Raw genomic sequence first — 24,956 nt, 5'->3', positions numbered from 1 at the left:
TGCTGGCCTTGCTTCGGTGGACTGACGGTCTACTGCCCTGGTGCCTTCTGCTGGGGGGCCGGTACCGATCCCCCGTGGAGCTCTACCGGCGGTGTCGCTGCCGGAGACGCCGGAGTAGCCGCCGGCGTCGGGGGCGTTGCAGCCGGGGTCGTCGGAGTTGCATCCGGCTTGCGGCTTTCCAGCGGGTCCTTGGTAGTCACCGATGGAACCACGTCAATCAACCCCTCAACAGCCGGAGCAGCAAGCAGGGCTCCGGGATTATCTCCCTTAACCGCCGGTGATGCCTTACCGGTCACAGACATGGTGTTCAGATCGATTTGGCCTTTAACTGTGGAAGCAACCATTCCCAATTCTGCAGCCTTGGCAGCGAGGTTCTGCGGAGCTTCGAAGTTCTGTTTCTTCTGCGTCAGGTCCTGGTTCTCTTTGTTCAGCGTGGCAGCTTCGGCTTTCAACTGCACCAACTGGTACTGCGCTGTGGACACGGAAATGTTCAGCACCAGGACAGTCAGGAGCGCGGCTGCCATCGCCACGAAGCACAGGACCACAAATGGCGTCCTTCGCTTTCCCGGCGCACTGCGTACCACTGATAGAGGAGTGCGTGCCTTGCGGGCAGTGTCGGGCTTTCCCGCCGGGACCGGAAGCGCACGTGCAGTGCTGCCCACCGTGGAGGGCAAGGTCTTCGCTGCGGCGTTGCTCATGCGACTCTCCTCTGTTTGATACGCTCCACTGCCCTCAACCGGGCAGACGCCGCGCGGGGGTTTTCAGCAATTTCAGCTGCTGTAGGCACTTCCGTGCCCTTGGTAATGGTCTTCAATTCGGGTTTGTGTTCTTCTAGCTCAACCGGGAAACCGAGTGGTGCCGACGACTTGGAACCTGACTGGAAAACGGATTTCACGATCTTGTCCTCAAGGGAGTGATAGGACATGACCACAATCCGACCACCCATGGACGTCGCGGCAACCGCTGCCGGAACTGCACGTTCCAAGACATCGAGTTCCTCGTTGACCTCAATCCTTAGGGCCTGGAACGTGCGCTTGGCCGGATGACCGCCACTCTTCGCTGCAGCAGCGGGGACAACGCTGCGGATCTGCTCCACAAGTTCCCCTGTGGTGGCAAAAGGCTTCTCCGCGCGAGCGTTGACGATCCGGTTGGCTATCCGCCCGGCGAACTTCTCCTCGCCCCATTTCCTGATGATGCGCACCAGTTCGTCTTCGCTGTAGTTGTTGACCACATCAGCTGCCGTTTGGCCGCGGCTGGTATCCATCCGCATGTCCAAGGGAGCGTCGTAGGAGTACGCGAATCCACGCTCACGCTCATCCAACTGCAGGGACGAGACCCCAAGGTCCATGAGGATGCCATGAACTTCCGGTATGCCCAGGTCCAGCAGGACGTCCTCAATCTCGTCGTACACCGCGTGGACAAGATCGGTACGGTCAGAAAAGGGCTCCAAGCGGGCTCCGGCCAAGGCCAGGGCTTCCTCGTCGCGGTCGATGCCAACCAAGTGGAGGTCAGGGAAGCGCTGCAGCATGGCCTCTGAGTGGCCCCCCATGCCAAGGGTTGCATCGATGGCGACAGGTCGTTCGCCGCGTTTCCTGGCGGCCTCAAACCCCGGAGCAAGCAAGTTGATGCAGCGGTCTTTCAGGACGGGCACGTGGCGCTCCGATGTGGGCTTTGCCGCGTCCTGCTCTTCCACGCTGCCTCCTCTTTCCTCAATCGCTTGCATGCTGATTCTTGAATCGGATCCCCATCCGCGCCTATCGTTCGGCCGGCCTGGCTCAGGGGAAGGTGAGCCAGGAAGACAGTTCGATGGGCGGCTGGAGATCCCATTCAAGAAGCTGGACTGCGGATTCCTCCAACCGGGTCAGATGAACCCGGGCAGATTGTCGTCGTCCGTTTCCGAGAAGGCTGCTTCCTTCTCGTTGAGGTACTCGTTCCAAGCGTCGGCATCCCAGATCTCCGCCCGGGTACCGGCGCCGATGACGGCCAGTTCCCGACCAAGCCCTGCGTATGTCCGGAGCGCCGGCGGAATCGTCACGCGCCCCTGCTTGTCAGGTACCTCATCAGAGGCTCCAGACAGGAAAACCCGAATGTAGTCACGCGCCTGCTTGGAAGACAGTGGCGCCTCCCGCATTGACTCGTGAATGCGCTCGAATTCTTTTTGGCTGAAGACGTAGATGCAGCGTTCCTGGCCCCTGGTGAGAACCAATCCATCGGCAAGTTCCTCACGAAACTTAGCGGGGAGGATGATCCGGCCCTTTTCATCAAGACGCGGCGAGTGAGTACCCAGAAACACTGGCCCACCGCCCCTCAATCAAGGTGCCCGCACATACCCAACACTGCCACTACCCTCTTATGCACTCCACTTTACTCCACAACGCCCCACAGTCAACGCAATCGATGGCGTTTCTCCACCACTTTGAGAATCGTCGGGCCCGAAGTCACGCGGATTTTAGGGCGGTGGAAGAAAGTGGAGGGCGCAATGCAGAAGGCAGAGCAGGCCGCTTTAAGATCCCGAAATTCGTGCCCCGGATCGGGCGATGCCGGGCGATGTTCAGGGCAGAGGCGTGAAAAGTGGAGAAAAGGGTGGTAAGTGGAGCGGCCGCTCCCCCACCAGAGGACGAGCCCTTAAACGCGAAAAGACCCGCACTGCGGGTCTTTCGTTATCCCCTGTGGAAAATTAGGGGCGTGTTTGATTCAGGAGTGGCCGCGGGTGACGGCTGGGAGCCCGGAAGGGTCAGTCAGTTGTCGTCGCGACGCCGTTCGTCCCAACGTTCTTCCAAGCTGCTCATGAACGAACTCTTGGGCTTGGTCTTGCCAGGTTTTCCTTTGTTGGCTTTGCCGAAGGCCGCGCCACGTAACGTGGCAAAGTAGACGCCAGCACCCATGACGATGAAACCAAGGACACCCACAGGTATCGCCTGCATTGATACGCCAACAAGCAGGAGGAGGATACCGGCAATGGCACCAAGCACACCGATGATGACATGCCGGGTAGACCAGCTGCGGATGGGATCCGAACCCATGGTGTTGGCGAACTTCGGATCGTCCTCATGAAGTTGCTTCTCAAGTTGCTCAAGCAGCTTCTGTTCATGCTCCGAGAGGGGCATCGCGACCTCCTTTAGTCAGCCAGCGTCTGGACATAACGCGTCCTGTGCGTCTGTTTCCATAACGATCGGACCAAGAAAATCGTTCCCAAAATTCCCTCTTGGTTCAGCGGGCATCCCGGGGCCGACTGTTCAGGAAACAGTTTGTCCAGACGATCTAAATCTCTGTAATAAATAGGATAGTTTGTCCGACGCCGTTCTGAAAGACGCGAGGAGTCCTGCCGGGTACCCGTGCTGGCCTCAGGAGTCCGCAGGCGGCTTTCCGGGTTCCAGGAGCCGTGCCGGAAGAAGCGTTTTGGACCCAAAACGCTCGGAGACGCGGTCAAGCGCCTGTTCGGCCGCCCGCCAGTTATCGTCCCGCCGATCAAGGCTCAACTGCAGGGATGTCTGGCCTGCCGGTTCCAATTGCTCAGCCCGCACTCCAACGAGTCGAACGCTCATGGATCGCGTCCCCAAGGATTCAAGGAGCTGCACGGCCACTTGATAGATCAGTTGCGCGCTGTCCACGGGGGTGTGCACGGTGCGGCTGCGTGTGACCGTGGAGAAGTCCGAGTACCGCAGCTTCAATGCCACAGTCCTTGCCAGCATGCCTGAGCTCCTGAGCCGGATGGCGGTGCGGTGCGAAAGACGCAGCAATTCCCTGTGCAGTAGAGCATCGTCGGCCGTGTCCACGGAGAACGTCTCCTCCGCGCCGATGCTTTTTCCAAGCCTGGCCGGAGTTACGGGTCGCGGGTCGATACCCATGGACAGGCGATGAACATGTTCGCCGCTGGCTCCCAACACCTTTTTGAGCGATGGCAAGGGCGTTGCGGCGACATCCGCTACCGTGCGAATGCCCATGCGGGAGAGCACTTCGGCAGTCTTCCCACCTACACCCCACAAGGCGCCGACAGGAAGACTATGGAGATAAGGGATGGAGTCCTCCGCGTCAATCTGGAGGATACCGTCGGGCTTGCACCGCGTGGAGGCGATCTTGGCCACGAACTTGGTGCTGGCAATACCTACGGATGCCGTGATGCCAAGTTCTGCATGAACCCTGCGGCGGATGAGATGGCCGATGTCCATCGGGGACCCAAGACGCCGAATCGCGCCTCCCACGTCCAGGAAGGCTTCGTCTACGCTAAGCGGCTCCACCAGGTCGGTAATGGAGGCGAAAATCTCCATGAGTTGGGCGGAAACCTCGTAGTACTCCGTGTGCCGGGGGTTGATGATCACCGCGGATGGACACCGCCTCATGGCAATGGACATTGGCATGGCAGACTTCACACCTGTGGCCCGGGCCTCGTAAGAAGCAGAAAGCACCACGGACCGTTCTGCAGGAAATCCAACAATGACCGGCTTTCCCCGAAGATCGGGGCGGCTGCGCAATTCCACGGAGACGAAGAAAGCGTCCATATCCACGTGAAGTATGCTGGTTCGCCGCATTTCCCGCAGTGCATCTCCGGCGCTGCGGGCGGGCTTGCTGCCGGCACTTTGAGCGCCACCGAATGCTTCCTGCCTCACAACGGCAATACTATGCCCGGCCACTGACTAAACTGGAGGCACAGTCCGGCTCAGCCCCAGGAAGGATACCCTGTGAAGCTCTTTGGAACTCCTCAATCGCGAGGGTTTGCCCTGCTCGCAGTCAGTGTCGCTTTGGCGGCCTCAGCATGCACCCCATCACCCGGCGGTTCGGCAGCGCCGTCCGCGACAAGCGCTTCCTCGCCATCGTCGGCGACGCCGACTCCGTCATCATCTGCTTCCGGGTCAACGGCGTCGCCTGAAACCACCTCCTTTACGGAAACCCCCGCAGCTGCTCCCGACACCACGGCAACGGTGAACGCGCTTGTTCCTGGTTTCCCTGAGCAACTCATCCCGGTCATGCCCAAGACTTCTGTTCGTTCAAGCAGCGTGGACAAGAGCGCTGCAGTAGCCACAGTGGCCCTCGTTGGAACAATCAAGGCTCCGCCGGAGGGCGTTGTGGACTACTACAAGACCTCCATGGAGGCGCAGGGCTTTAAACTTGTCCCCGGCCCGTCCGCTGTCGGCAATGTCACCTCCCTGGACTTCATCCGTGGTGACGGCGAGACGGTGAACGTTTCGGTCAGGCAAAAAGAAGGCGTCTCAACGTTCACTATCGGTGCCAACGTGGCGGCCGGGTCCGTCAAGTGACGGTAACTTCCCACGTCACCTCGGAGCAGGCAAAGTTCATTAGCGGTGTTGCCGGCAAACTGAGCGGGTTCATGTCTGAGCAGCGGGACCTTATGGCCTCGGTTTCTCCCGATGTGGAACCGCTTATTGGATCGATTTCGAATCTGGTCACCGGCGGAAAACGTCTCCGTGCCTTGATGTGTTACTGGGGCTGGAGGGGCGCAGGCGGCGCCGCCGACGATCCGGGCATAGTCACGGCCGGGTGCGCCCTGGAGCTTTTCCAAGCGGCAGCCCTGATCCACGACGACATCATCGATCGATCCGACACCCGCCGCGGCGGACCAAGCGTGCACAAGCGGTTCAGCCAGCTCCATGAAATGAATGGCTGGGCGCTGGACAGCGGGCGTTTCGGCGACGCGGCGGCGATCCTGACCGGCGACCTTTGCCTTTCCTTCAGCGAGGAGTCCTTTACGGAGATCGGCCCCCGGGCAGCAGCGGGAAGTCCTGCACGCCGAATCTTCAACATGATGCGGGCAGAAGTGATGGCAGGTCAGTACCTCGACATCCTGGAAGAAGTGGCCGGCCCCGTCCGCGACAGAGCCGGTTCCGTAGAGCGGGCAAAATCCATCATTCGGTATAAGTCCGCCAAATACTCCACCGAACATCCGCTGGCGTTGGGCGGCGCGCTGGCCGGGGCTCCGTCCGGCTTGCTCAACGGCTACTCGGAGTTTTCCCTACCACTGGGTGAGGCTTTCCAAATGCGGGACGACGTCCTGGGCGTCTTTGGCGATCCCGAAACGACCGGCAAGCCCGCCGGGGATGACCTCCGGGAAGGCAAACGCACCGTGCTGGTTGGTTTTGCCATCAACCAGGCACCGCCGAGCGAAGCAGACCTCCTTGACCGCATGCTCGGCAAGCCTGACCTTGGCGAGGACGAGGTAGCTGAAATACGGCGCGTCATGATTGAGTGCGGCGCCTTGGAGGCCACGGAGTCGCTGATCGCAGAGCTAAGCGATAGGGCCTTCGAAGCCCTGGAACGCCTGCCCCTCGAGGACGTGCCACTGGTGGCGTTACGCCAACTGGCCGAAGCCGCTGTCAGTCGGGCAGCCTGACCCGCAGGCAGCGCCAGCACAAACACGACATGCAGCGACGACGGCGGTGAATCACCGCCGTCGTCCGCGTTATGTCCGGCCCGCTCAGGAGGCGCTGTTACCAGGCCAGTGACTGGGCGCGGCGCCTGATCTCTGTCTTACGCCCCTCGCGCAGGGCGTCAATGGGGCGCCCCCGCAAAGATTCGTCCGGAGTGAACAGCCAGATGATCAGTTCTTCGTCGTTGTACCCAGCGTCGCTGAGAACCGCAATGGTTCCCTTAAGGCTGTCTACAACATGCCCGTCCTGGATAAAGAGGGCAGGGATTGAGCGGATATTCCGTTCTCCCCGCCGGATGGCGACAAGCGCACGCTCATCCAGAAGTCCGTGGACTTTGGTGATGGACACTTCCAACAGTTCGGCAACATCCGGCAGCGGCAGCCAGTCGGAAACAAGGCTTTCTACATTACTCACGGATCAAGGTTGCCACGCCGCCCCTCCCGGCGCATAGCCGGAGTCCGACGCCGATACCTCCAGAGCGCTTTGCAGTCGCAATTTCGACCCTCGGAATTGTGGTTATTTGTCCGGTTTGACAGGAATTGTTGTGCTCATCGACTAAGTGTGAGAGATTCACACTGATCACATTTGCATCATTGATAACATCAGCAACATTGGTAACACTGACAACAGCGCCAACAATCCCCCCACCGCTGTTTGAGATGAGGACACATTTCATGACGACGCCCCGCTCGCCGAAACGAACCATGAGCATGCCGGTCATCGCGGCAACCACGGCTGCGCTTCCCGCCGTGGTTTTGTCCTCGCTGGCCCTGGCACAACCGTCCATGGCAACACCGGCGCCTCAGCCTCGAAAGATTCCGGCTACGCTCGCTGCGGCCATGAAAGCGCAAGCAGTCACCGTGGGCTCTGTTATTCCCGCGCAGGCCGTTGCCAGCACCATCCCTGCAGCCCTGCGCCCGATGGCTCCGTCAGTACCGGACTCTTACACGATCGTGCGCGGCGATACGATTAGCGCCATCGCACGCCGCTTCAATGTGGACACGACGGCCGTTCTTCAGCTGAACAAGCTCTCTGCCACCACGCTGATCTACCCGGGACAGACCATTAAGCTCAAGGGCACAGCCACAGCAGCGCCCGCGCAGCCTGCCCCGACCGCCCCCAGTGCGCCCAGCACCCAGGGCAGCGCAACCGTCTATACCGTGGTCGCCGGAGACACCTTGGGCGCCATCGCAGCCAAACATGGCGTTCCGCTCTCCAGCATCTTCAGCTGGAACGGGCTCAACGGAAGCTCCATCATTTATCCCGGTCAGAAAATCAAGGTCAGTGGCGGATCCGCCCCATCAGCGCCCGCAGCCCCGGCACCTGCGCCCGCCCCACTGGCCGGCACAGGTTCCTACACCATCAAGGCGGGCGACACCCTCAGTTCCATCGCTTCCCGCCACGGGGTTTCCCTGGCCGCTTTGATGGCTGCCAACAACAATGTGACAGCCACCACCGTCATCTATCCGGGCCAGAAGCTCACCATCCCCGCCGCAGGCTTGCAGCCTGCCGGTGACACCAAGCCCTTGGTCCCCAGTACGTTCCTGGGCTTCACCTACCCGCCGGCAGTTGTCAGCTCGGCTAACGAGAACAAGGCCTTGCTCAACGCCTCACCGGTGCCCAGCCGGGCTGAAATGAAGAGCATCGTAGCTGACACGGCCCGGCGCATGGGCGTCAGCCCTTCACTGGCTTTGGCCTTCGCCGAACAGGAATCAGGCTTTGACCAGCGGGCAGTCTCGCCCGCCAATGCGATCGGCACGATGCAGGTTATTCCTTCTTCCGGCCAATGGGCGTCCGACCTCGTGGGCCGCAAGCTCAATCTCCTGGACCCGTACGATAATGCCACGGCAGGTGTCGCTATCATCCGGACCCTTATTGCTACCAGCAAGGACTTGGACACGGCGATTGCCGGCTACTACCAAGGTCAGTACTCGGTCAGTAAGTACGGCATGTATGACGACACCAAGCGTTACGTCGAATCGATCAAGGCCCGACAGCGCACTTTTGGCTAGGCCATCAACTGCACCTTTGAAGGGGCCCGAAACCCACGTGGATTCGGGCCCCTTCCCTGCCTCGTTTAGGATCATATGGTGCAAGAACCAACGCAGGACCACCTCATCGGGACAACCGTAGACGGCCGATACACGGTCCGTTCCCGCCTGGCGAGGGGCGGTATGTCCACTGTTTACCTGGCCACGGACCAGCGCTTGGAGCGGGACGTGGCCCTCAAAGTCCTGCACCCGCATCTGGCCAACGATCCCACATTCCTTGAGCGGCTAAGCCGCGAAGCAAAGGCGGCCGCCAGCCTCTCGCACCCGCACATCGTAGGGGTGCTCGACCAAGGTGAGGACGGCCATATCGCCTACCTGGTCATGGAGTACGTCAAGGGGCACACCCTTCGTGACACCCTTAACGAACAGGGCGCCTTGCCGCCGCGCCTTGCCTTGGCGCTGATCGATCCTGTCATTGAGGGCCTGGCTGCCGCCCACCGCTCAGGCCTGATCCACCGGGACGTCAAGCCTGAAAACGTCCTCATTGCAGACGACGGACGCATCAAGGTTGGAGATTTTGGACTGGCCAGGGCGATCTCGGCCAACACCAGTACCGGTGCCCTGATAGGCACTGTGGCTTACTTGGCTCCCGAGCTGGTGCTCGGCCAGCCAGCCGATGCCCGCAGCGACATCTACTCGGCAGGCATCATGCTCTATGAGATGTTGACGGGCAATCAACCTTACTCGGGAGACTCCCCTATCCAGGTTGCCTACCAGCACGTCAATGCTGTGGTGGGACGTCCTTCGGAGTCCGCTCCCGGCCTCGCCGAGGACCTCGATGAACTGGTGCAGTGGTGCACGGCGGCAGATGCGGAGAACAGGCCGGTGGACGGCGCTGCGTTGCTGACCGAGCTCCGCCACATCCGCACTACGCTCACAGACGAAGAACTGGACCACAGGCAAGCGTCGTCCCGATTGCCCGCCTCCCCCGCGCCCGCGGCGGCCGCCGCTGCCTTCGGCGGGTCCGGTGCAGCAGGTGTTACCAACGGGAACCCCACAGAAGCCATTGCCGCCACTGCCTCGCCCACGGAGTTGATCTCGCACCAGAGCAACCCCACCACCATCATGGCTGCGGGCGTTTCAGGCAGGCCGCAGGCTTCAGCTGTTGATCCGGGCAACGATCCGGACGTGCGCCGGCCCGGCAAACGGGAGCTGAAGAGACTCGAACGGCAAGAGAACAAGGATCGCGCACGAGCCGCTGCGACTCCAGTTCGCCCGCTACGCGAGGGCAACCCCCGCCGCCGCGGCGTTATCTGGACCATCGTAATCGTCATCCTTGCAACGCTTGCGGCGTCGGCCGGTTGGTTCTTCGGGATGGGACCGGGATCCCCGGGAACCGTCCCGGACGTTAAGAACAAAACCGTGGCCGAGGCACAGCAGCTCCTCAGAACTGCCGGCTTTCAATCAGAACCGAAGGATGTTTTCGACGACGACATCCTTGCAGGGCTGGCCGTTGGGACGGAACCGAAGTCCGGCACCGAGGTCCGGAAGTTCCAACCCATCACGCTCTTCGTCTCCAAGGGGGCCCAGCTGTTCGCCCTGCCCGGTCTGACCGGTGGCACGTTGGACGAGGCCAAGGTTTCCTTGAATTCCGCCGAAATGGCCCTCGGCAACGTCACGCAGGCCTTTGACGAGAAGATTCCCGCCGGCGTCGTGATTTCGCAGGACCCGGCCGAAGGCGCCGAGGTGAGGCATGGCACCCCCGTGTCGCTGGTGGTCTCCAAGGGGCCGCAACCCATTCCCGTTCCCGATGTGCGCGGACTGACTCAGGACGCAGCCGTCAAAGCCCTGCAGGATGCCGGGCTCAAAGCAGTTATCGCTCCGGAGACGGTGAATGACAAGACGGTCCCCAAGGGCGCCGTTGTTTCCCAGATACCGGCGACTGGAACCCTTGTCCGGGGCGAAGCGGTGACGCTCACAGTATCCAAGGGACCAAAGTTGGTGAAGGTGCCCAGCTTCATCGGCAAGCAGGCCGATGAAGCCGAAAAGGAACTGAAAAGGCTCGGTTTCAAGGTAGAGGTCAACAAGATCCTGGGTGGCTTCTTCGGCACCGTCCGGGACCAGAACCCCGTCAATGCCGAGATACCGGAAGACTCTGTGGTCACCCTGACTGTCGTCTAGGGTTCGAGCCCTGCAATTCCAAGCACAAAAAAGGCGCGGTCCGGGAATCCGGACCGCGCCATTTTGCATCTCTACCTCTTGGAGAGGGCGCCTGCCACAAGGAAGGCCATCTCAAGGGACTGCATGTGGTTCAGGCGGGGATCGCACACCGACTCATAACGGTCCAGGAATGCGTCCTGGTCGATCGGGTCGGCGCCACCCAAGCACTCGGCGACGTCATCGCCGGTCATTTCAACGTGGAGTCCACCCGGGACCGTGCCCAGGGCGTGATGCACCTCGAAGAATCCACGCACTTCGTCAATAACATCATCGAAGTTGCGCGTCTTGTAGCCGTTGGGCGACGTGACCGTGTTGCCGTGCATCGGGTCGGTCACCCACAGCACCTGCGCGCCGGAAGCAGTGACGCGTTCGACGACGGCCGGCAGCTTCTCCCGAATGTTGCCGGCGCCCATGCGGGTGATGAATGTGAGGCGGCCGGGTTCGCGGTTGGGATCCAGTTTGTCGATGAGACGCAAGGCATCGTCGCCGCTGGTGGTTGGGCCAAGCTTGACGCCGATGGGGTTCCGCACGCGGGACAGGAAGTCAACGTGGGCGTGGTCCAGCTCGCGGGTCCGCTCACCGATCCACAGGAAGTGCGCGGACGTGTCGTAGGGCAGGCCGGTGCGCGAATCGATGCGTGTGAGTGCGCGCTCGTAGTCGAGCAGCAGTGCTTCGTGGCTGGCAAAGAACTCCACGCGCTTGAGTGCCTCAAAGTCGGCGCCACAGGAGTCCATGAAGCTGATGGCACGGTCGATGTCGCGCGCCAGCGATTCGTAGCGCGCGTGTGCCGGGTTCTCGGTGAACCCCTTGTTCCACTGGTGAACCAGGCGGAGATCCGCGAAACCGCCTTGGGTGAAGGCGCGGATGAGGTTCAGCGTGGATGCGGACGTGTGGTACGCCTGAAGCATCCGGCCGGCGTCGTGTGCGCGTGATTCCGGTGTGAAATCGTAACCGTTGACAATGTCACCGCGGTACGCGGGAAGCGTGACGCCGTCGCGCGTCTCGTCATTGGATGAGCGCGGCTTCGCGAACTGGCCGGCCATGCGCCCCATCTTGATGACGGGCATGGCAGCGCCGTATGTAAGGACCACAGCCATCTGGAGGATCGTTTTGACCCGGGCGCTGATCTTGTCGGCGGTAGCTGCCTCAAAGGTTTCAGCGCAGTCACCACCCTGCAGGAGGAAGGCTTTGCCCTGGGCAGCAGCAGCCAGGCGCTCCCTCAGGACGTCCACTTCACCGGCGAACACCAAGGGCGGCACCACCGAGAGTTCCTTGACGGAAGCCTTAAAGACTTCGGTGTTGGACCAGGTGGGCTGCTGGGAAATCGGCAGGTCCCGCCAAGCGTCGAGCCCGGGATAGTTCGCTGCTCCGCTCTGGGCGGTGCTTGCGAGAGGATCTGCTGCGGAAGGTGCGGTGTTCGCGGTTAGCTCAGTCACCCTTCAAGAGTAGTAGCCCACGGCAAGGTTGCGGGACTGCAGCCGTAACCGATGCCACCGCCTACGTCACAGTTTCTCCGCTGATCCGCTTCCGTCACCACGGGGTTCATCCCTGTCCTCTGCGATGTCTGACGTGGCGTCTTCGGCAACCTCGATCTTATGGACAGGTTCGGGGCCTTTGCCGGCCAACTGGGCCTTGACCACTGCTGCGTACTCGTCCACATACTCCTGACCGGAAAGCCGCATCAATTCGTACATGATTTCGTCGGTCACAGCCCTCTGGATCAGTCGGTCGTCTTCCATGCCGTAGTAGCGGCTGAAGTCCAGGGGCTGCCCGAAAATGAGGCCGATCCGGCGGATGTTGGGCAGGCGTTTGCCGATGGGCTGGACCTTCTCCGTCCCGATCATTGCCACAGGCACCACGGGAACACGTGTTTGCAGTGCGAGCTTGGCCACGCCGACTTTGCCACGGTAGAGCCGGGCATCCGGGCTACGGGTGCCCTCCGGATATATCCCCAGCAGGCCTCCGGAGTTCAGGACGTCTTTGCCTGCCTGCAGTGACATTTCCGACGCCGCGCCGCCGGAACGGTCCATCGGCAGTTGGTTGCTCAGCCTGAAGAACAACGCAGTCAGCCGGCCTTTGAGCCCTTTTCCTGTGAAGTACTCGGACTTGGCCAGGAAGATCACCGGACGACGAACCATCAGGGGCAGGAAGATGGAGTCCGAGAAGGACAAGTGGTTGGAGGCCAGGATGGCAGCTCCGCTTTCAGGAACGTTGTCCAGTCCCTTCACCCAAGGACGGAACAGGAGTTTGAGGATGGGACCGAGAAAGATCCTCTTCATGACCCAATAGAACACGTTTGTCCTCTCACGGCCGATTGGTTGGCATGCACCCGGGCAACCCGGCCGGCACTCAACAGCAACCCTACTCCAGTGAGAAATGTCAGGAACAGTGACACGATGGACGCATGACGGAACGCAACAAACCCGCCGCGCCGCTCGCTTTCCACCATGCCGGACATGGAGCCAACGCCTCCATCGGCGTGGCCATCTGCCACGGCTTCACCGGAAGTCCCCTCAGCGTCCTCCCCTGGGCCGAATACTTAGCCAAGCAGGGCTTCGCAGTGTCCGTGCCCCTCCTTCCCGGTCATGGCACCAGTTGGCGTGACCTGGCCACCACGAGGTGGCAGGACTGGTACCGGACTTTCGAGCAGAGTTACCTGGACCTTGCAGCGACGACGGAGACGTGTTTCGTGGCAGGGCTCTCCATGGGCGGAGCCTTGGCTCTGCGGGTGGCCTCGCGCCATGATGTTTCCGGGCTGGTCTTGGTGAACCCGGGGCTGAGCTTCTACGACCGACGGGTGAGGTACGTCGGAGCGTTGAAGTACGTCATGCCCACTACCACCCCCATAGTGGAGGACAGGCCGGCGCCCATCACGGTCGAGGAAGGCGACTACTCCAAGACGCCGCTGAAGGCCGTCCACGAACTCAAGAAGCTCTTCCGCGCAGCTACCCGTGGCCTACCGCATGTGGAGGCTCCCGCGCTGGTGTTCAAATCCTCGGTTGACGACGTCGTCCCGCCGAGCTCAGTGGCCACCATCAGCAAGTACATCGACTCCTCGCGCCTCAAAGTGGTCACGCTCCCGCACAGCGGGCATGTGGCCACCCTGGATGTTGATGCACCCACCATTTTTGAAGAATCAGCCGGCTTTTTCCGCCAGCGTGCCGGGGACAGAGTAGCCTCGGAGTCATCATGAAAATGCTCCCCGACTTTTCGCCGTTCCACAGTAGCTGGAAGGGTGCCGGCCCCCGCGTGGGCGTGGTCATGTCCCACGGGTTCACTGGAAGCCCGCACAGCGTCAGGCCGTGGGCCGAACACCTCGCTGCGTCCGGCTACGCCGTAAGGCTGCCGTTGCTGCCCGGCCACGGCACCACGTGGCAGGACATGGCCACCCGCTCGTGGCGGGAGTGGCACCGTGCCGTGGATGATGCGTACCTTGAGCTGGCTTCGGAATGCGATTACGTTTTCTCTGCCGGTTTGTCGATGGGCGGCACCCTGGCCTTGCGGATAGCAGCCACGCGTCCCATTGCAGGGACAGTGGTGGTGAACCCTGGACTGGTCCTGGACGATCCTCGGGCTGTCATTGTCGCTGCCCTCAAGTATGTGGTGAAGACAACTCCGGCCATCGCCAATGACATTCTCAAGCCGGACCAGGACGAAGGTGCCTACGCCCGGACGCCAGTTGCGGCCGCTCACCAACTCAAGAAGATGTACAAGGACACGGCCACCATCCTGCCGCGCATCAGCTCACCCGTCAGGGTCTACAAGTCAACGGTGGACAACGTCATCTCGAACGCGAGCCTGGAGTTCCTCCGTTCCCGGGTTCAGGCACCGGTGGATGTCATTTACCTCCACAACAGCCGCCATGTTGCCACCCTTGATAATGACGCTCCGGAGATTTTTTCCGGAACTGTCGACTTTATCCAGAAGACCGTAGCGGCCCTGGCCGGGCACGGGCTTTCCCCCGAAAAGGACACAGCCCATGAACAGGCCTGATCCCAATTCTGCTGATCAAAGCGCCAACAAGGACGACGACGCCGTGTGGCAGGATCTGGTGGCCCGGCTGGAGGCCACGCAGTCAGGCCCGGAAGGGGAATCGCCAAAGCACGGAAAGCCGCAGGACATCAACCAGGCCCCGGGCCCTGAAGCCGGGCTTCAGCAAGAGTCCGGCAGGACTTTCAGGGACTTCGATCCGCTCGGGTTGTCCGCACCTGCCCCGGAACCGTTACCTGATCCGGCGGCAGTACGTGCCGATGCCGATGCCGGAATCCGGCCGATCGGGCCTCGTGACTTCGAAGTCGAGGACGAGGACCACACCTTCGTTCCTGAGGAGCCGCCCAGCCTGGCGGGAACTGAGCCGCTGGTCATGCTGGCGTGGGTGGGTGCCGTGGGCGGCCCCATCGCCCTGCTTTTCACAGCCATGTTTTGGCGGTCCGCGCCGTTGACGGCAGTTCTGGGCATTGTCGCCATTTTCGTGGCGTCAGTGATCTACCTCATCATGCGGCTTCCGCAGGAAAAAAACGAGGACGACGACGGCGCCCGCCTCTAGGGGCACACAGCCGTTCCCAGCATGGCAAGCCTAGCTGCGCGCCCGTCCGCTGACACGCGACAAGTCTGCTGCGCCGATCATGCCGGCACGCGGCCCGAGGGCCGCGAGCTCGATTCTTGCCATAGGACGGAAACCCCGCCCTGTGAGGTTCTTCGCGAATGACTCCCGGGCGGGTGCGGCGAGCAACTCCCCCGCGTCACACAATCCTCCGCCTATAACGAACATCCCGGGGTCAAGTGCTGCTGCAAGGTTGGCCAACCCCAGGCCCAACCATTCGCCTTGGTCGGCGAGGAGTTCGCGGGACGTGGCATCGCCCGCAAGTGCCAGCGAGGTCACGGCTGCGCCCGACAGGTTCTCTGCGGTCCCGCCTGCCTTCTCCAAGAGCGCACGGCCTGCGGGGGAATTGGTCCGCACCAACTGCCGGGCTTCGCGGCCCAGCGCGTTACCGGAGGCATACTGCTCCCAGCAGCCGCGGTTACCGCATTCGCAGCGGTGGCCCCCGGGGAAAATGATCTGGTGCCCGAATTCCCCGGCCACGCCGTAGCGTCCCCGTTCCACCCGGCCATCCATGACCATGGCACCACCAATGCCTGTGCCCAGCGTGATGCAGACCAGGCGGCTTTCGCCCTGGCCTGAGCCAAAGCGCCACTCCGCCCACGCCGCAGCATCTGCGTCATTTGTGAGCAGTACGGGACGCCTCAGCAACTTCTGGAGGCTCTCCCTCAGGGGCTCGTTACGCCACGCCAGATGGGGGCTGAACAGCACCGTGCCGCCGTCGAGGTCCATCCATCCTGCGGCACCGATACCCACCGAAGCGATCCGGTGTCCTGCGCTGAGTTCGTCCACCAACTCCACAATGGTTTGCTCGACGGCTCGGGGGTCCGCGCCTGGCGTGGACCTGCGTGCCTCGGCGAGGACCCTGCCCTCGGCGTCCACAACGCCGGCGGCTACCTTGGTACCTCCGATGTCGATCCCGATCGCCAGTCCGCGGCGGCCCAAATGGCTTCGTCGGGCAGCCCAGGGCACGTCCCTCCATGCCGAGGCCGGTGGCTTGGGTCTGACCAGGGAACTGGACCGTAGTGCGGGCATCCCCTCATCCTATTCCGCAGGGCGGGGCAGCACCGGCATCGTGGGGGCATGGATGGCATCGAGTTGCTTGAAATGACGGCTCATCCGTAAAGTTACTCGCCAGTAGGTGAAATAGAACACACCTCCGCGAGCGGGCATACTAGAGTGGAAGCAGCCCCTCGTGGCCCGTGGATATCAAAGGAGCTACCGTGCGTGAAATCAGTGTTCCTCCCCTCGTGAACATCGCCCCGGAAACCAACATCACGGACCTCGTGATCCGAGAGGCAGAAAAAGCATCCAACCCTGCGCTGTTTTCCAAGTTGGACGGCAATGGGCAGTGGCAGGACATCCGTGCCAAGGACTTCCTACAAGACGTGAGGGCCTTGGCAAAGGGCCTCATCGCCAGTGGAGTCGGCGTAGGCGATCGTGTAGGCATCATGTCCCGCACGCGGTACGAATGGTCCCTCGTGGACTTCGCCATCTGGTTTGCCGGAGCCGTCTCTGTCCCGATCTACGAAACGTCGTCGCCTTCACAAGTGGCATGGAACCTGGGCGACTCAGGCGCTGTTGCAGCCTTTGGCGAAGCCGCGCACCATGAGGACGTCATCCGCCAGGCTGTTGCCGCAGAAGACATCACGTCGGTGGCAAATGTCTGGCAGCTTGAGGGCGCCGGACTCGATGCGCTGCGCACTGCAGGTGCAGGCGTCCCCGACGACGAACTCGAGTCCCGCCGTTCCTCAGCCGGGCTCAAGGATCTCGCTACGATTATCTACACCTCCGGTACCACCGGCAGGCCCAAGGGCTGCGAACTGACCCACGGCAACTTCGTGGAGCTCTCCGAGAATGCCCGCGCTTCATTGCCGGAAATCATCAACGAGTCTGCCAAGACCATCATGTTCCTCCCCTTGGCCCACGTCTTCGCGCGTTTCATCTCCGTGCTCGCAGTGGCCGGCGGGGTGAAGGTGGCGCACACCCCGGACATCAAGAACCTCTTGGCTGACCTCCAGAGCTTCCAGCCGACGTTCATCCTGGCTGTTCCGCGGGTCTTCGAGAAGGTCTACAACTCGGCGCTGACCAAGGCAGAGGACGGCGGCAAGGGAGCCATCTTCCACCGCGCAGTGGATACTGCGATCGCCTATTCCAAAGCACGCGAGTCCGGTTCGCTGGGACTTGGCTTGAAGCTCAAGCACGCCTTGTTCGACAAACTCGTCTACGGCAAACTCCGTGCGGCGATGGGCGGCCATGTTGCCCACGCAGTCTCGGGAGGCGGTCCGTTGGGTGAACGACTCGGGCACTTCTTCCAGGGCATCGGCCTGCAGATCCTGGAGGGCTACGGCCTGACCGAGACCACGGCGCCGATCTCCGTGAACACACCGTCCATGATCAAGATCGGCACGGTAGGTGCCCCCTTGCCGGGCAACTCGGTCAAGATCGCCGACGACGGGGAAATCCTCGCCAAGGGTGTCTGCGTCATGCGCGGCTACTACAAGCGTGAAGACCTGACTGACGAAACGTTTGCTGACGGCTGGTTCCGCACCGGAGACATCGGCGAACTGGACAACAACGGCTTCCTCAAGATCACTGGCCGCAAGAAGGAAATCATCGTTACTGCCGGAGGAAAGAACGTGGTTCCGGCCCTGCTCGAGGACCAGATCCGCGCGGATGCGTTGGTTTCCCAGGTTCTTGTGGTGGGCGACAACCGTCCGTTCATCGGCGCCCTGGTCACCCTGGACGAAGAAGCGCTCCCGGGCTGGCTGGACCGCCACGGGCTCCCCGCCGGCACCACAGTCGCCGAGGCCACCGACCACCCGGTGGTCAAGGCAGCAGTCCAGGAACTCATCAGCAAAGCCAACCAGTCGGTGTCCCAGGCTGAGGCCATCAAGTCCTTCAGGATCGTTCCGGCGGACTTTACCGAAGCCTCGGGTCACCTGACGCCATCCCTCAAGGTCAAGCGGGCCCAGGTCATGAAGGACTTCGACACCGTCATTGAGGAAATGTACACAGCACCCCGCGCGTCCTAGCCAGGGCTTTTCAGCCAGGAGCAGCAAAAAAGTACCCCGTCCGGATTCTTCCGGACGGGGTACTTTTTTGCGTGGATGGCTAGCCGATCACCAGCAGCAAGTCGCCGCCCTGGACCTGCTCAACCGAGGAAATGGCGAGGCGGGAGACCGTGCCGGCCACCGGCGTCGTGATGGATGCTTCCATCTTCATCGCCTCAATGGTGGCAACGGTGTCGCCGGCGTTGACGACATCGCCCACCTTGACCGTTACGGTGACTGCGCCGGCAAACGGTGCGGCAACCTGGCCTGGCTGTGCCGGATCTGCCTTTTCCGCGGCCTTGACATTGCTGACCACGGATCGGTCACGAACAACAACGGGCCTGGACTGGCCGTTGAGCGTGCACATCACAGTGCGCATGCCCTTCTCGTCGGCTTCTGAGACGGCCTCAAGCTGGGCAATGAGGCGTACGCCCTTCTCGAGCTCGATAACGTGCTCTGCGCCCTGCTGGAGACCGTACAGGTAGTCACGGGTGTCCAGCACGGAGATGTTGCCGTAAGTGTCAACACTCTTCAGGTAGTCCTTGGTGGGTCCCGCGAAGAGCAAACGGTTCAGCGTGTGCTGCCGCGTCTTGGAATCACCCTTCAGCGCGGCGCTGTCCTCGGCGCTGATGTCGACGTCGCGCACCTTGACGCTGCGGCCTTGAAGGGCCTTGGTGCGGAACGGCTCCGGCCAGCCTCCGGGAGGATCACCGAGCTCCCCGGAGAGGAAGCCGATGACGGAGTCCGGGATGTCGTAGTTCTGCGGGTTCTCGTTGAAGTCCGCGGGATCGGCGTTGAGTCCCACAAGGTGCAACGCAAGGTCGCCTACCACCTTGGAGGATGGGGTGACCTTCACCAAACGGCCCAGGATCCGGTCAGCCGCCGTGTACATGTCCTCGATGGCCTCGAACTGCTCCCCCAGGCCCAAAGCGATGGCCTGCTGGCGAAGGTTTGACAGCTGGCCGCCGGGGATTTCGTGCTGGTAGACGCGGCCGGTGGGGCCCGGAAGACCGGATTCGAAGGGGGCATAGACACGACGAACGGCTTCCCAGTAGGGCTCAAGGGAACCGACGTTGGCCAGGCTGAGCCCGGTATCGCGGGGTGTGTTGGCCAATGCAGCGACCAGTGCCGACGCGGCGGGCTGACTTGTGGTGCCGGCCAGGGATGCAGATGCCACGTCAACGGCATCCACGCCAGCGTCAACAGCAGCCAGCAAAGTCGCAAGCTGGCCACCCGCAGTGTCGTGTGTGTGCAGGTGGACGGGCAGGTCGAAGCGCTCACGCAGGGCAGATACCAGTTTCGCCGCAGCGGCCGGACGCAGGAGGCCTGCCATGTCCTTGATGGCGAGGATGTGTGCACCGGCGTCGACGATCTTCTGGGCGAGGTCCAGGTAGTAGTCGAGGGTATAGAGGTCCTCGTTCGGGTCCAGGAGGTTGCCTGTGTAGCAAAGAGCCACCTCAGCGACGGCCGTCCCCGTTGCACGCACGGCCCGAATAGCGGGGGCCATCTGGTTGACGTCGTTGAGGGCGTCAAAGATACGGAAGATGTCAATGCCCGTAGCGGCAGCCTCGTTAACGAAGGCCTCCGTCACTTCTTCCGGGTACGGGGTGTAGCCCACGGTGTTGCGTCCGCGGAGCAGCATCTGGATGCAGGTGTTCGGCAATGCCTTGCGCAATGCAGCCAGACGGTCCCACGGGTCCTCACCCAGGAAGCGGAGTGCGACGTCGTAAGTTGCGCCGCCCCAGGCCTCCACGGAAAGCAGCTCGGGCATGAGTGCCGTCACTGCCGGACCAGCGGCCACGAGGTCGCGGGTGCGCACCCGTGTTGCCAGCAGGGACTGGTGGGCGTCGCGGAACGTGGTGTCCGTAACAGCAAGCGCCTGCTGCTCACGGAGGGCCTTGGCAAAGCCCTCCGGCCCAAGTTCGATCAACTTCTGGCGCGAACCCGACGTAGGAACCGGTCCATCGATCGTCGGCAGCTTGCTGGCAGGGTCCGAATGGACAGCGAGCTCGCCGTTGGGCTTGTTTACGGTGACCTCAGCCAACCAGGTGAGCAACTTGGTTCCACGGTCTGCGGAGATGTGCGACTTCAGCAGCTCAGGGCGCTTGTCGATGAAGTCCGTGGCCACGTTTCCGGCGTTGAAGTCCGGATCCGCGAGAACAGCCTGCAGGAATGGAATGTTGGTGGACACGCCACGGATACGGAACTCAGCCAAACCACGACGCGCGCGGGCTACAGCCGCAGGGTAGTCACGGCCACGGCACGTCAGCTTCACCAGCATTGAGTCGAAGTGCGGGCTGATCTCGGCACCGGAGTAAACAGTGCCGCCGTCGAGCCTGACACCGGCGCCACCGGCAGAACGGTAGCCGGTGATCTTTCCAACGTCAGGACGGAAACCGTTGGAGGGGTCTTCGGTGGTGATGCGGCACTGCAGCGCAGCACCTTTGATGGACACCGAATCCTGGCTCAGCCCAAGGTCCGCAAGGGTTTCCCCCGAGGCGATCCGCATCTGAGCCTGCACGAGGTCCACGTCGGTGATTTCCTCGGTGACGGTGTGCTCCACCTGGATGCGGGGGTTCATCTCAATAAAGACGTGCTGGCCCGCCCGCTCACCTTCTGTGTCCACCAGGAACTCCACGGTTCCGGCATTGACATAGTTCAAGGCCTTCGCGAACGCCACGGCGTCGCGGTAAAGGGCTTGGCGAATGTTCTCGTCCAGGTTCGGCGCGGGCGCAATCTCCACCACTTTCTGGTGTCGACGCTGAAGAGAACAGTCACGCTCGAAGAGGTGCATGACGTTGCCTTCGGCGTCGGCCAGGATCTGCACTTCGATGTGGCGGGGACGCAGAACTGCCTGCTCAAGGAACATGGTGGGGTCGCCGAAAGCTGCATCGGCTTCGCGCATGGCGGACTGCAAAGCTTCGGGAAGGGCTTCGCGCGTCTCCACACGCCGCATGCCACGGCCGCCACCACCGGCGACGGCCTTGGCGAAGATCGGGAAGCCGATCTCGTCGGCGGCAGCGATGAGCTCGTCAAGGTCCTTGGAGGGCTTGCTCGACTTCAGGACCGGGACACCGGCCTTGCGGGCGGCTTCCAGAGCAGCAACCTTGTTGCCAGCGAGCTCCAGGACCTCCGCGGGCGGGCCCACGAAGGTAATGCCTGCTGCCTTGGCAGCGCGGGCGAGGTCCGGGTTCTCGGAGAGGAAGCCATAGCCGGGGTAAATTGCGTCAGCGCCGGCTTCTTTGGCGACGCGGACAACCTCCTCTACGTCCAGGTAGGCGCGGACGGGATGGCCCACCTCGCCGATCAGGTAAGCTTCGTCGGCCTTCTGCCGGTGGATCGAGTTACGGTCCTCATGCGGAAAGACGGCTACGGTCTTGGCGCCCAGTTCATAACCAGCGCGAAACGCCCTGATCGCGATTTCGCCGCGATTGGCCACCAGAATTTTCGAAAACATACTTCTCCTGCATCATTGCGGGTGGATCGGTCGGTGGTCACAGTGTGTAGTGCCGCCAGCATCAAACACAAATCTTTGTGGCAACCATCACAAAGGAATCGTCATCTGGGCTGTATATGCGTGCGCGCGATCCGGCCGCATGCTATTGCTGCCGCTTATCCCCAGCGGTCTGGCGCGTAGAAAGCGGGAATCGACCGCGATGCACCATATGATGTTCAGGGGGCTTCGGCAAGCCCCGGCTCCGGTGCTTCCGGAGCGAATCAGCGCGATACGGCAACCGGCGTTAGGTTTTGGGTTTTCAAGTGCAAGTAGTCAGCATCAGCAGCCTCAAGGGTGGAGTGGGAAAGACGTCCGTGACCACCGGTCTGGCGTCCGCGGCCCTCGCAGCCGGTATTCCCACATTGGTGGTGGACCTAGATCCACACGCCGACGCCACCACGGCACTTGGCGTCCAGCCGGGCGGGCAACTCGACATCGGCCGAATGCTGAAAAGCCCCCGAAAAGCCAACCTCGCCGGCAATGTGGCCGGCAGCTCCTGGGTGTCCAATGGGTCCAGCAACGGCACCTTGGACGTCGCAGTGGGATCGGCCTTCACCGGAATCTATGATCGACCGGATCTGGGCCGACGCGACCTTCGCAGGCTTTCAGCCGTACTGGCAGGCACCACTAACTACGAACTTGTCTTGGTGGACTGCCCCCCGTCCCTCAACGGCCTGACGCGCATGGCTTGGAGTGCAAGCGATCGCGTAGTCCTCGTCGCAGAGCCCGGGCTCTTCTCGGTGGCCGGCACGGAACGCACCATGCGTGCTATCCAGTTGTTCCGGCAGGAGTTCGCGCCCAACCTGGCCCCGGCAGGGATTGTGGCCAACCGGGTGCGCACCGGATCCGCGGAGCACACCTTCCGCCTGGCTGAAATGGAATCCATGTTCGGCGAGCTGCTCCTGACGCCCCATATTCCGGAGCAGGCCAATTGGCAGCAGATCCAGGGTGCAGCACACTCGGTCCACCACTGGCCCGGAGACTCTGCCAAGAACGCTGCCAAACTCTTTGATGACCTCCTTGAGAGCCTCCTTGCTGGACAGTCCTCGACGCGGGACCGCCGGCAGCGCTGAGCGCCTGCGCCTCAGTACGTTAGACACGAAGAAGGCCTCGTCCCCCTAGGGACGAGGCCTTCTTTTGGGCTCGAGTTCAGTGGTCCGGTGTTTAGCCGATGCGGCGCGCTACGCGCCTCTTGCTCAATTCGTCGTCGGGAAAGGACTGCTCAGCGGCATGCTCGCTCGGAAGCGCGGCCAAGCTTCCCTCAACTTCCCGCCATACGCGCCCAACGGCGATGCCGAAGACGCCCTGCCCGCCCTGCACAAGGTCGATAACCTCATCAGCGGAAGTACATTCGTAGACACTCGCACCGTCGCTCATCAGCGTGATCTGCGCCAGGTCCTCGACGCCCCGTTCGCGAAGGTGTTCCACGGCACTGCGGATCTGCTGGAGGGATACGCCAGTATCGAGGAGACGCTTGACTACCTTCAGGACAAGAATGTCCCGGAAGCCGTAGAGACGCTGGGAACCGGAGCCCGCAGCGCCACGGACAGCAGGCTCAACCAAGCCTGTACGTGCCCAGTAGTCGAGCTGGCGGTACGTGATGCCTGCAGCTTTGCATGCGGTAGGACCGCGGTAACCCGCGTCCTCGTCCAGCACGGGAAGGTCCTCCGTGAAGAGCAAACCTTGGGCGCCGGATGCGGGCGCAGCAATACCGGCAGAGGACTGCTTCAGCTCGCCTGCTTCGCCTTTCGGACTCACGTGACCTCCTTGTTCTCAGTTCCCTTGGGGACGGTGCATACTCTGATACAACGGCGAAATGCAGCAGTGTAATTCCCGCAAGTCCGCACCTTCCAGTGTGACTTGCGCCGGCAGTGTATGCAACGGGAACTTGATAACTTCGACGTTAGGCCCGTGAGGCGTCGAGGTCAAAGACCTTGGCTCCAAAATCCCGTCGTGTCGAAAGTTTCACCCTCAACTTTAGGCTTAGGCTGAGTCAGCCTTCGAAATCTTCCGGTTCCACGTCGTCCAGGAACTCGCGGAATCGACGCATCTCGCGCTCTTCGTCCACTGCGGGATCCGGCTCCGAGTCTTCGCCTTCATCATGCTCGGTGATGCGGACACCGGCTTCTTCCATGACCGCATCGGCGCACCAGATGCGGCATTTGGCTCGCAGCGCCAGGGCCAATGCATCCGAAGCCCTCGAACTTACTACCGTACCGTCGTCGAACTGCAGCTGCCCGTAGAAGATGTTGTCCTCAACAGCCACAATGTTCACGCTGATGATGGAATGGCCCAGGGATTCGACAACATCAACCAGGAGATCGTGCGTCATAGGCCGGGGCGGGACAACGCCCTGCTGTGCCAACGCGATCGCGCTGGCTTCAGGAGTGCCGATCCAGATCGGAACATGCCTCTCACCGTTGATCTCCCGAAGGAGTACCAGCGGCTGATTGGACGGCAGTTCGATCCGGACGCCGACGATTTCGACTTCTATCATCAGCTATCCATCCGGGAGATACGGTCATGCACCAGGGCCCTGTGCAGGGTGAGGCAAAGATCGCTGATCTCACGGGCAGCCTCGGCGGCACGAGCTTGCGAAGCAGCGTCCCGCCGCGACGTCAGCGGGGCTACGGCGCGTTCCACCAGGCCGAACTCCCGCTCAGCTGCAGCTTGGAAGGGACGAAGGTGGCGGGGCTCGAGGCCGTGTCCTTCCAATTGGACACAAGCCCGGGCCACCTGGAGTGCGTGTTCGTCGAACTTGCCGCCCACGTGGGTGATTAGTCCAAAGCTCAGGAGGGATTCAAGCAGTGGAACACTGGCACCCGACTCGGCGCGTAATTGCTCTTCGGTGAGCGCGCGGGCCCGCCCTTGCACTTCGGCTGCCATTTCCGCCGAGACCACCCTGGGCGACACGGTGACTCCCGGAGGGAGGTTCTCCGGCCTCTCACCGCGGTCGATGGCATCGAGATAATCCTTGATGACCTTCAGTGGCAGGTACTGATCACGCTGAAGGGCGAGGACGAAACGGAGCCGCTCAACATCGCTGTCCGAATACTGCCGGTAACCCGCAGGAGTCCTCTTCGGGTTAATGAGGCCTTTTTCCTCCAGGAAACGGATCTTGGACGCTGTCATACCGGGAAAGTCATCGCTCAGCTGGGCAAGGACTTCCCCGATATTCAGGACCTGCGGTCCGCGACGGTCCTGCTGGGCCAT

22 protein-coding genes are annotated in these 24,956 nt (G+C 62.0%); 9 read left to right on the top strand and 13 right to left on the bottom strand.

Annotated elements, in window-relative coordinates:
- Positions 1 to 29 precede the first annotated feature (29 nt).
- From KCX59_RS08855 to dinB, 5 genes are all read right to left on the bottom strand, one after another.
- Positions 30 to 698, bottom strand: a complete 669-nt coding sequence (locus KCX59_RS08855; protein ID WP_179017395.1) for a hypothetical protein — start codon at positions 696 to 698, stop codon at positions 30 to 32.
- A complete protein-coding gene (gene rsmH, locus KCX59_RS08850) occupies positions 695 to 1,723 on the bottom strand; it encodes a 16S rRNA (cytosine(1402)-N(4))-methyltransferase RsmH (protein WP_178994896.1) in 1,029 nt (342 codons plus the stop codon). The genes KCX59_RS08855 and rsmH overlap by 4 nt, the downstream gene beginning before the upstream one ends.
- Before the next feature lie 138 nt (positions 1,724 to 1,861).
- A complete protein-coding gene (gene mraZ, locus KCX59_RS08845; protein ID WP_091466623.1) occupies positions 1,862 to 2,293 on the bottom strand; it encodes a division/cell wall cluster transcriptional repressor MraZ in 432 nt (143 codons plus the stop codon).
- A gap of 445 nt (positions 2,294 to 2,738) precedes the next feature.
- Positions 2,739 to 3,107: a DUF3040 domain-containing protein gene (locus KCX59_RS08840; RefSeq protein WP_017200835.1), complete on the bottom strand. Its 369-nt coding sequence runs from the start codon at positions 3,105 to 3,107 to the stop codon at positions 2,739 to 2,741.
- A gap of 237 nt (positions 3,108 to 3,344) precedes the next feature.
- Positions 3,345 to 4,607, bottom strand: coding sequence for a DNA polymerase IV (dinB, locus tag KCX59_RS08835; RefSeq protein WP_179017396.1), 1,263 nt, complete (start codon positions 4,605 to 4,607; stop codon positions 3,345 to 3,347).
- Between the two features lie 72 nt (positions 4,608 to 4,679).
- Here dinB and KCX59_RS08830 point away from each other — a divergent pair, with 72 nt between their 5' ends.
- Together KCX59_RS08830 and KCX59_RS08825 are read left to right on the top strand one after the other, a co-directional pair.
- Positions 4,680 to 5,255 carry a hypothetical protein gene (locus tag KCX59_RS08830; RefSeq protein ID WP_178994893.1) on the top strand — a complete coding sequence of 192 codons (576 nt, stop codon included), beginning with the start codon at positions 4,680 to 4,682 and terminating at the stop codon, positions 5,253 to 5,255.
- Positions 5,252 to 6,346: a polyprenyl synthetase family protein gene (locus KCX59_RS08825; protein ID WP_178994891.1), complete on the top strand. Its 1,095-nt coding sequence runs from the start codon at positions 5,252 to 5,254 to the stop codon at positions 6,344 to 6,346. The genes KCX59_RS08830 and KCX59_RS08825 overlap by 4 nt, the downstream gene beginning before the upstream one ends.
- Before the next feature lie 97 nt (positions 6,347 to 6,443).
- Here KCX59_RS08825 and KCX59_RS08820 read toward each other — a convergent pair whose 3' ends face one another.
- Positions 6,444 to 6,797, bottom strand: a complete 354-nt coding sequence (locus KCX59_RS08820; RefSeq protein WP_017200830.1) for an Rv2175c family DNA-binding protein — start codon at positions 6,795 to 6,797, stop codon at positions 6,444 to 6,446.
- A 260-nt stretch (positions 6,798 to 7,057) separates the two neighbouring features.
- Between KCX59_RS08820 and KCX59_RS08815 the strand changes: the two genes are divergently transcribed.
- Both KCX59_RS08815 and pknB read left to right on the top strand, forming a co-directional pair.
- Positions 7,058 to 8,395: a LysM peptidoglycan-binding domain-containing protein gene (locus KCX59_RS08815; protein ID WP_178994889.1), complete on the top strand. Its 1,338-nt coding sequence runs from the start codon at positions 7,058 to 7,060 to the stop codon at positions 8,393 to 8,395.
- 75 nt (positions 8,396 to 8,470) lie between these two features.
- Positions 8,471 to 10,555 (top strand): Stk1 family PASTA domain-containing Ser/Thr kinase, encoded by a 2,085-nt coding sequence (gene pknB, locus KCX59_RS08810; RefSeq protein WP_179017397.1) that lies wholly within the window; start codon positions 8,471 to 8,473, stop codon positions 10,553 to 10,555.
- Positions 10,556 to 10,626: 71 nt separating this feature from the next.
- Here pknB and KCX59_RS08805 read toward each other — a convergent pair whose 3' ends face one another.
- Both KCX59_RS08805 and KCX59_RS08800 read right to left on the bottom strand, forming a co-directional pair.
- Entirely contained in the window at positions 10,627 to 12,030 is a 1,404-nt protein-coding gene (locus KCX59_RS08805; protein WP_178994993.1) for a class II 3-deoxy-7-phosphoheptulonate synthase, read from the bottom strand.
- A 66-nt stretch (positions 12,031 to 12,096) separates the two neighbouring features.
- The gene (locus tag KCX59_RS08800; protein WP_091466614.1) at positions 12,097 to 12,888 is read right to left on the bottom strand and encodes a lysophospholipid acyltransferase family protein; all 792 of its coding nucleotides are present in this window, start codon (positions 12,886 to 12,888) and stop codon (positions 12,097 to 12,099) included.
- 110 nt (positions 12,889 to 12,998) lie between these two features.
- Between KCX59_RS08800 and KCX59_RS08795 the strand changes: the two genes are divergently transcribed.
- The 3 genes from KCX59_RS08795 to KCX59_RS08785 are packed head-to-tail and all read left to right on the top strand — an operon-like array spanning position 12,999 to position 15,140.
- Complete coding sequence (locus KCX59_RS08795) at positions 12,999 to 13,787, top strand: alpha/beta hydrolase (protein ID WP_179017398.1); 789 nt, start codon at positions 12,999 to 13,001, stop codon at positions 13,785 to 13,787.
- Positions 13,784 to 14,587 (top strand): alpha/beta hydrolase, encoded by an 804-nt coding sequence (locus tag KCX59_RS08790; protein WP_178994996.1) that lies wholly within the window; start codon positions 13,784 to 13,786, stop codon positions 14,585 to 14,587. The genes KCX59_RS08795 and KCX59_RS08790 overlap by 4 nt, the downstream gene beginning before the upstream one ends.
- Positions 14,574 to 15,140, top strand: a complete 567-nt coding sequence (locus KCX59_RS08785; protein ID WP_179017399.1) for a hypothetical protein — start codon at positions 14,574 to 14,576, stop codon at positions 15,138 to 15,140. The genes KCX59_RS08790 and KCX59_RS08785 overlap by 14 nt, the downstream gene beginning before the upstream one ends.
- Before the next feature lie 30 nt (positions 15,141 to 15,170).
- On the opposite strand, the gene KCX59_RS08780 is transcribed toward KCX59_RS08785, so the two are convergent.
- Complete coding sequence (locus KCX59_RS08780) at positions 15,171 to 16,229, bottom strand: ROK family protein (protein WP_091466607.1); 1,059 nt, start codon at positions 16,227 to 16,229, stop codon at positions 15,171 to 15,173.
- A gap of 188 nt (positions 16,230 to 16,417) precedes the next feature.
- Between KCX59_RS08780 and KCX59_RS08775 the strand changes: the two genes are divergently transcribed.
- A complete protein-coding gene (locus KCX59_RS08775; protein WP_091466605.1) occupies positions 16,418 to 18,229 on the top strand; it encodes an AMP-dependent synthetase/ligase in 1,812 nt (603 codons plus the stop codon).
- A 79-nt stretch (positions 18,230 to 18,308) separates the two neighbouring features.
- On the opposite strand, the gene KCX59_RS08770 is transcribed toward KCX59_RS08775, so the two are convergent.
- The gene (locus tag KCX59_RS08770) at positions 18,309 to 21,704 is read right to left on the bottom strand and encodes a pyruvate carboxylase (RefSeq protein ID WP_179017400.1); all 3,396 of its coding nucleotides are present in this window, start codon (positions 21,702 to 21,704) and stop codon (positions 18,309 to 18,311) included.
- A 302-nt stretch (positions 21,705 to 22,006) separates the two neighbouring features.
- Here KCX59_RS08770 and KCX59_RS08765 point away from each other — a divergent pair, with 302 nt between their 5' ends.
- Positions 22,007 to 22,816, top strand: a complete 810-nt coding sequence (locus KCX59_RS08765; protein WP_179017401.1) for a ParA family protein — start codon at positions 22,007 to 22,009, stop codon at positions 22,814 to 22,816.
- 91 nt (positions 22,817 to 22,907) lie between these two features.
- Here KCX59_RS08765 and KCX59_RS08760 read toward each other — a convergent pair whose 3' ends face one another.
- The 3 genes from KCX59_RS08760 to ftsR all read right to left on the bottom strand — a co-directional run bounded on the left by KCX59_RS08760 (position 22,908) and on the right by ftsR (position 24,956).
- Positions 22,908 to 23,501, bottom strand: coding sequence for a MerR family transcriptional regulator (locus KCX59_RS08760; RefSeq protein WP_017200818.1), 594 nt, complete (start codon positions 23,499 to 23,501; stop codon positions 22,908 to 22,910).
- 235 nt (positions 23,502 to 23,736) lie between these two features.
- Positions 23,737 to 24,240 carry a bifunctional nuclease family protein gene (locus KCX59_RS08755; protein ID WP_017200817.1) on the bottom strand — a complete coding sequence of 168 codons (504 nt, stop codon included), beginning with the start codon at positions 24,238 to 24,240 and terminating at the stop codon, positions 23,737 to 23,739.
- Positions 24,240 to 24,956 carry a transcriptional regulator FtsR gene (ftsR, locus tag KCX59_RS08750; RefSeq protein ID WP_178995005.1) on the bottom strand — a complete coding sequence of 239 codons (717 nt, stop codon included), beginning with the start codon at positions 24,954 to 24,956 and terminating at the stop codon, positions 24,240 to 24,242. Before ftsR ends, KCX59_RS08755 begins: the two co-directional genes overlap by 1 nt.

Source organism: Paenarthrobacter nitroguajacolicus, from assembly GCF_051027655.1.
Classification (GTDB): domain Bacteria; phylum Actinomycetota; class Actinomycetes; order Actinomycetales; family Micrococcaceae; genus Arthrobacter; species Arthrobacter nitroguajacolicus.
The sequence above is the reverse complement of the archived record's forward strand: the minus strand, read 5'-3'. Positions and strand labels throughout refer to the sequence as shown.

What these genes read in the sequence shown, in the direction of transcription:
- KCX59_RS08855 (WP_179017395.1), bottom strand. Translation starts at nt 698, where the DNA reads ATGAGCAACGCCGCAGCGAAGACCTTGCCCTCCACGGTGGGCAGCACT.
- rsmH (WP_178994896.1), bottom strand. Translation starts at nt 1,723, where the DNA reads ATGCAAGCGATTGAGGAAAGAGGAGGCAGCGTGGAAGAGCAGGACGCG.
- KCX59_RS08840 (WP_017200835.1), bottom strand. Translation starts at nt 3,107, where the DNA reads ATGCCCCTCTCGGAGCATGAACAGAAGCTGCTTGAGCAACTTGAGAAG.
- KCX59_RS08815 (WP_178994889.1), top strand. Translation starts at nt 7,058, where the DNA reads ATGACGACGCCCCGCTCGCCGAAACGAACCATGAGCATGCCGGTCATC.
- pknB (WP_179017397.1), top strand. Translation starts at nt 8,471, where the DNA reads ATGGTGCAAGAACCAACGCAGGACCACCTCATCGGGACAACCGTAGAC.
- KCX59_RS08795 (WP_179017398.1), top strand. Translation starts at nt 12,999, where the DNA reads ATGACGGAACGCAACAAACCCGCCGCGCCGCTCGCTTTCCACCATGCC.
- KCX59_RS08790 (WP_178994996.1), top strand. Translation starts at nt 13,784, where the DNA reads ATGAAAATGCTCCCCGACTTTTCGCCGTTCCACAGTAGCTGGAAGGGT.
- KCX59_RS08785 (WP_179017399.1), top strand. Translation starts at nt 14,574, where the DNA reads ATGAACAGGCCTGATCCCAATTCTGCTGATCAAAGCGCCAACAAGGAC.
- KCX59_RS08780 (WP_091466607.1), bottom strand. Translation starts at nt 16,229, where the DNA reads ATGCCCGCACTACGGTCCAGTTCCCTGGTCAGACCCAAGCCACCGGCC.
- KCX59_RS08770 (WP_179017400.1), bottom strand. Translation starts at nt 21,704, where the DNA reads ATGTTTTCGAAAATTCTGGTGGCCAATCGCGGCGAAATCGCGATCAGG.
- KCX59_RS08755 (WP_017200817.1), bottom strand. Translation starts at nt 24,240, where the DNA reads ATGATAGAAGTCGAAATCGTCGGCGTCCGGATCGAACTGCCGTCCAAT.
- ftsR (WP_178995005.1), bottom strand. Translation starts at nt 24,956, where the DNA reads ATGGCCCAGCAGGACCGTCGCGGACCGCAGGTCCTGAATATCGGGGAA.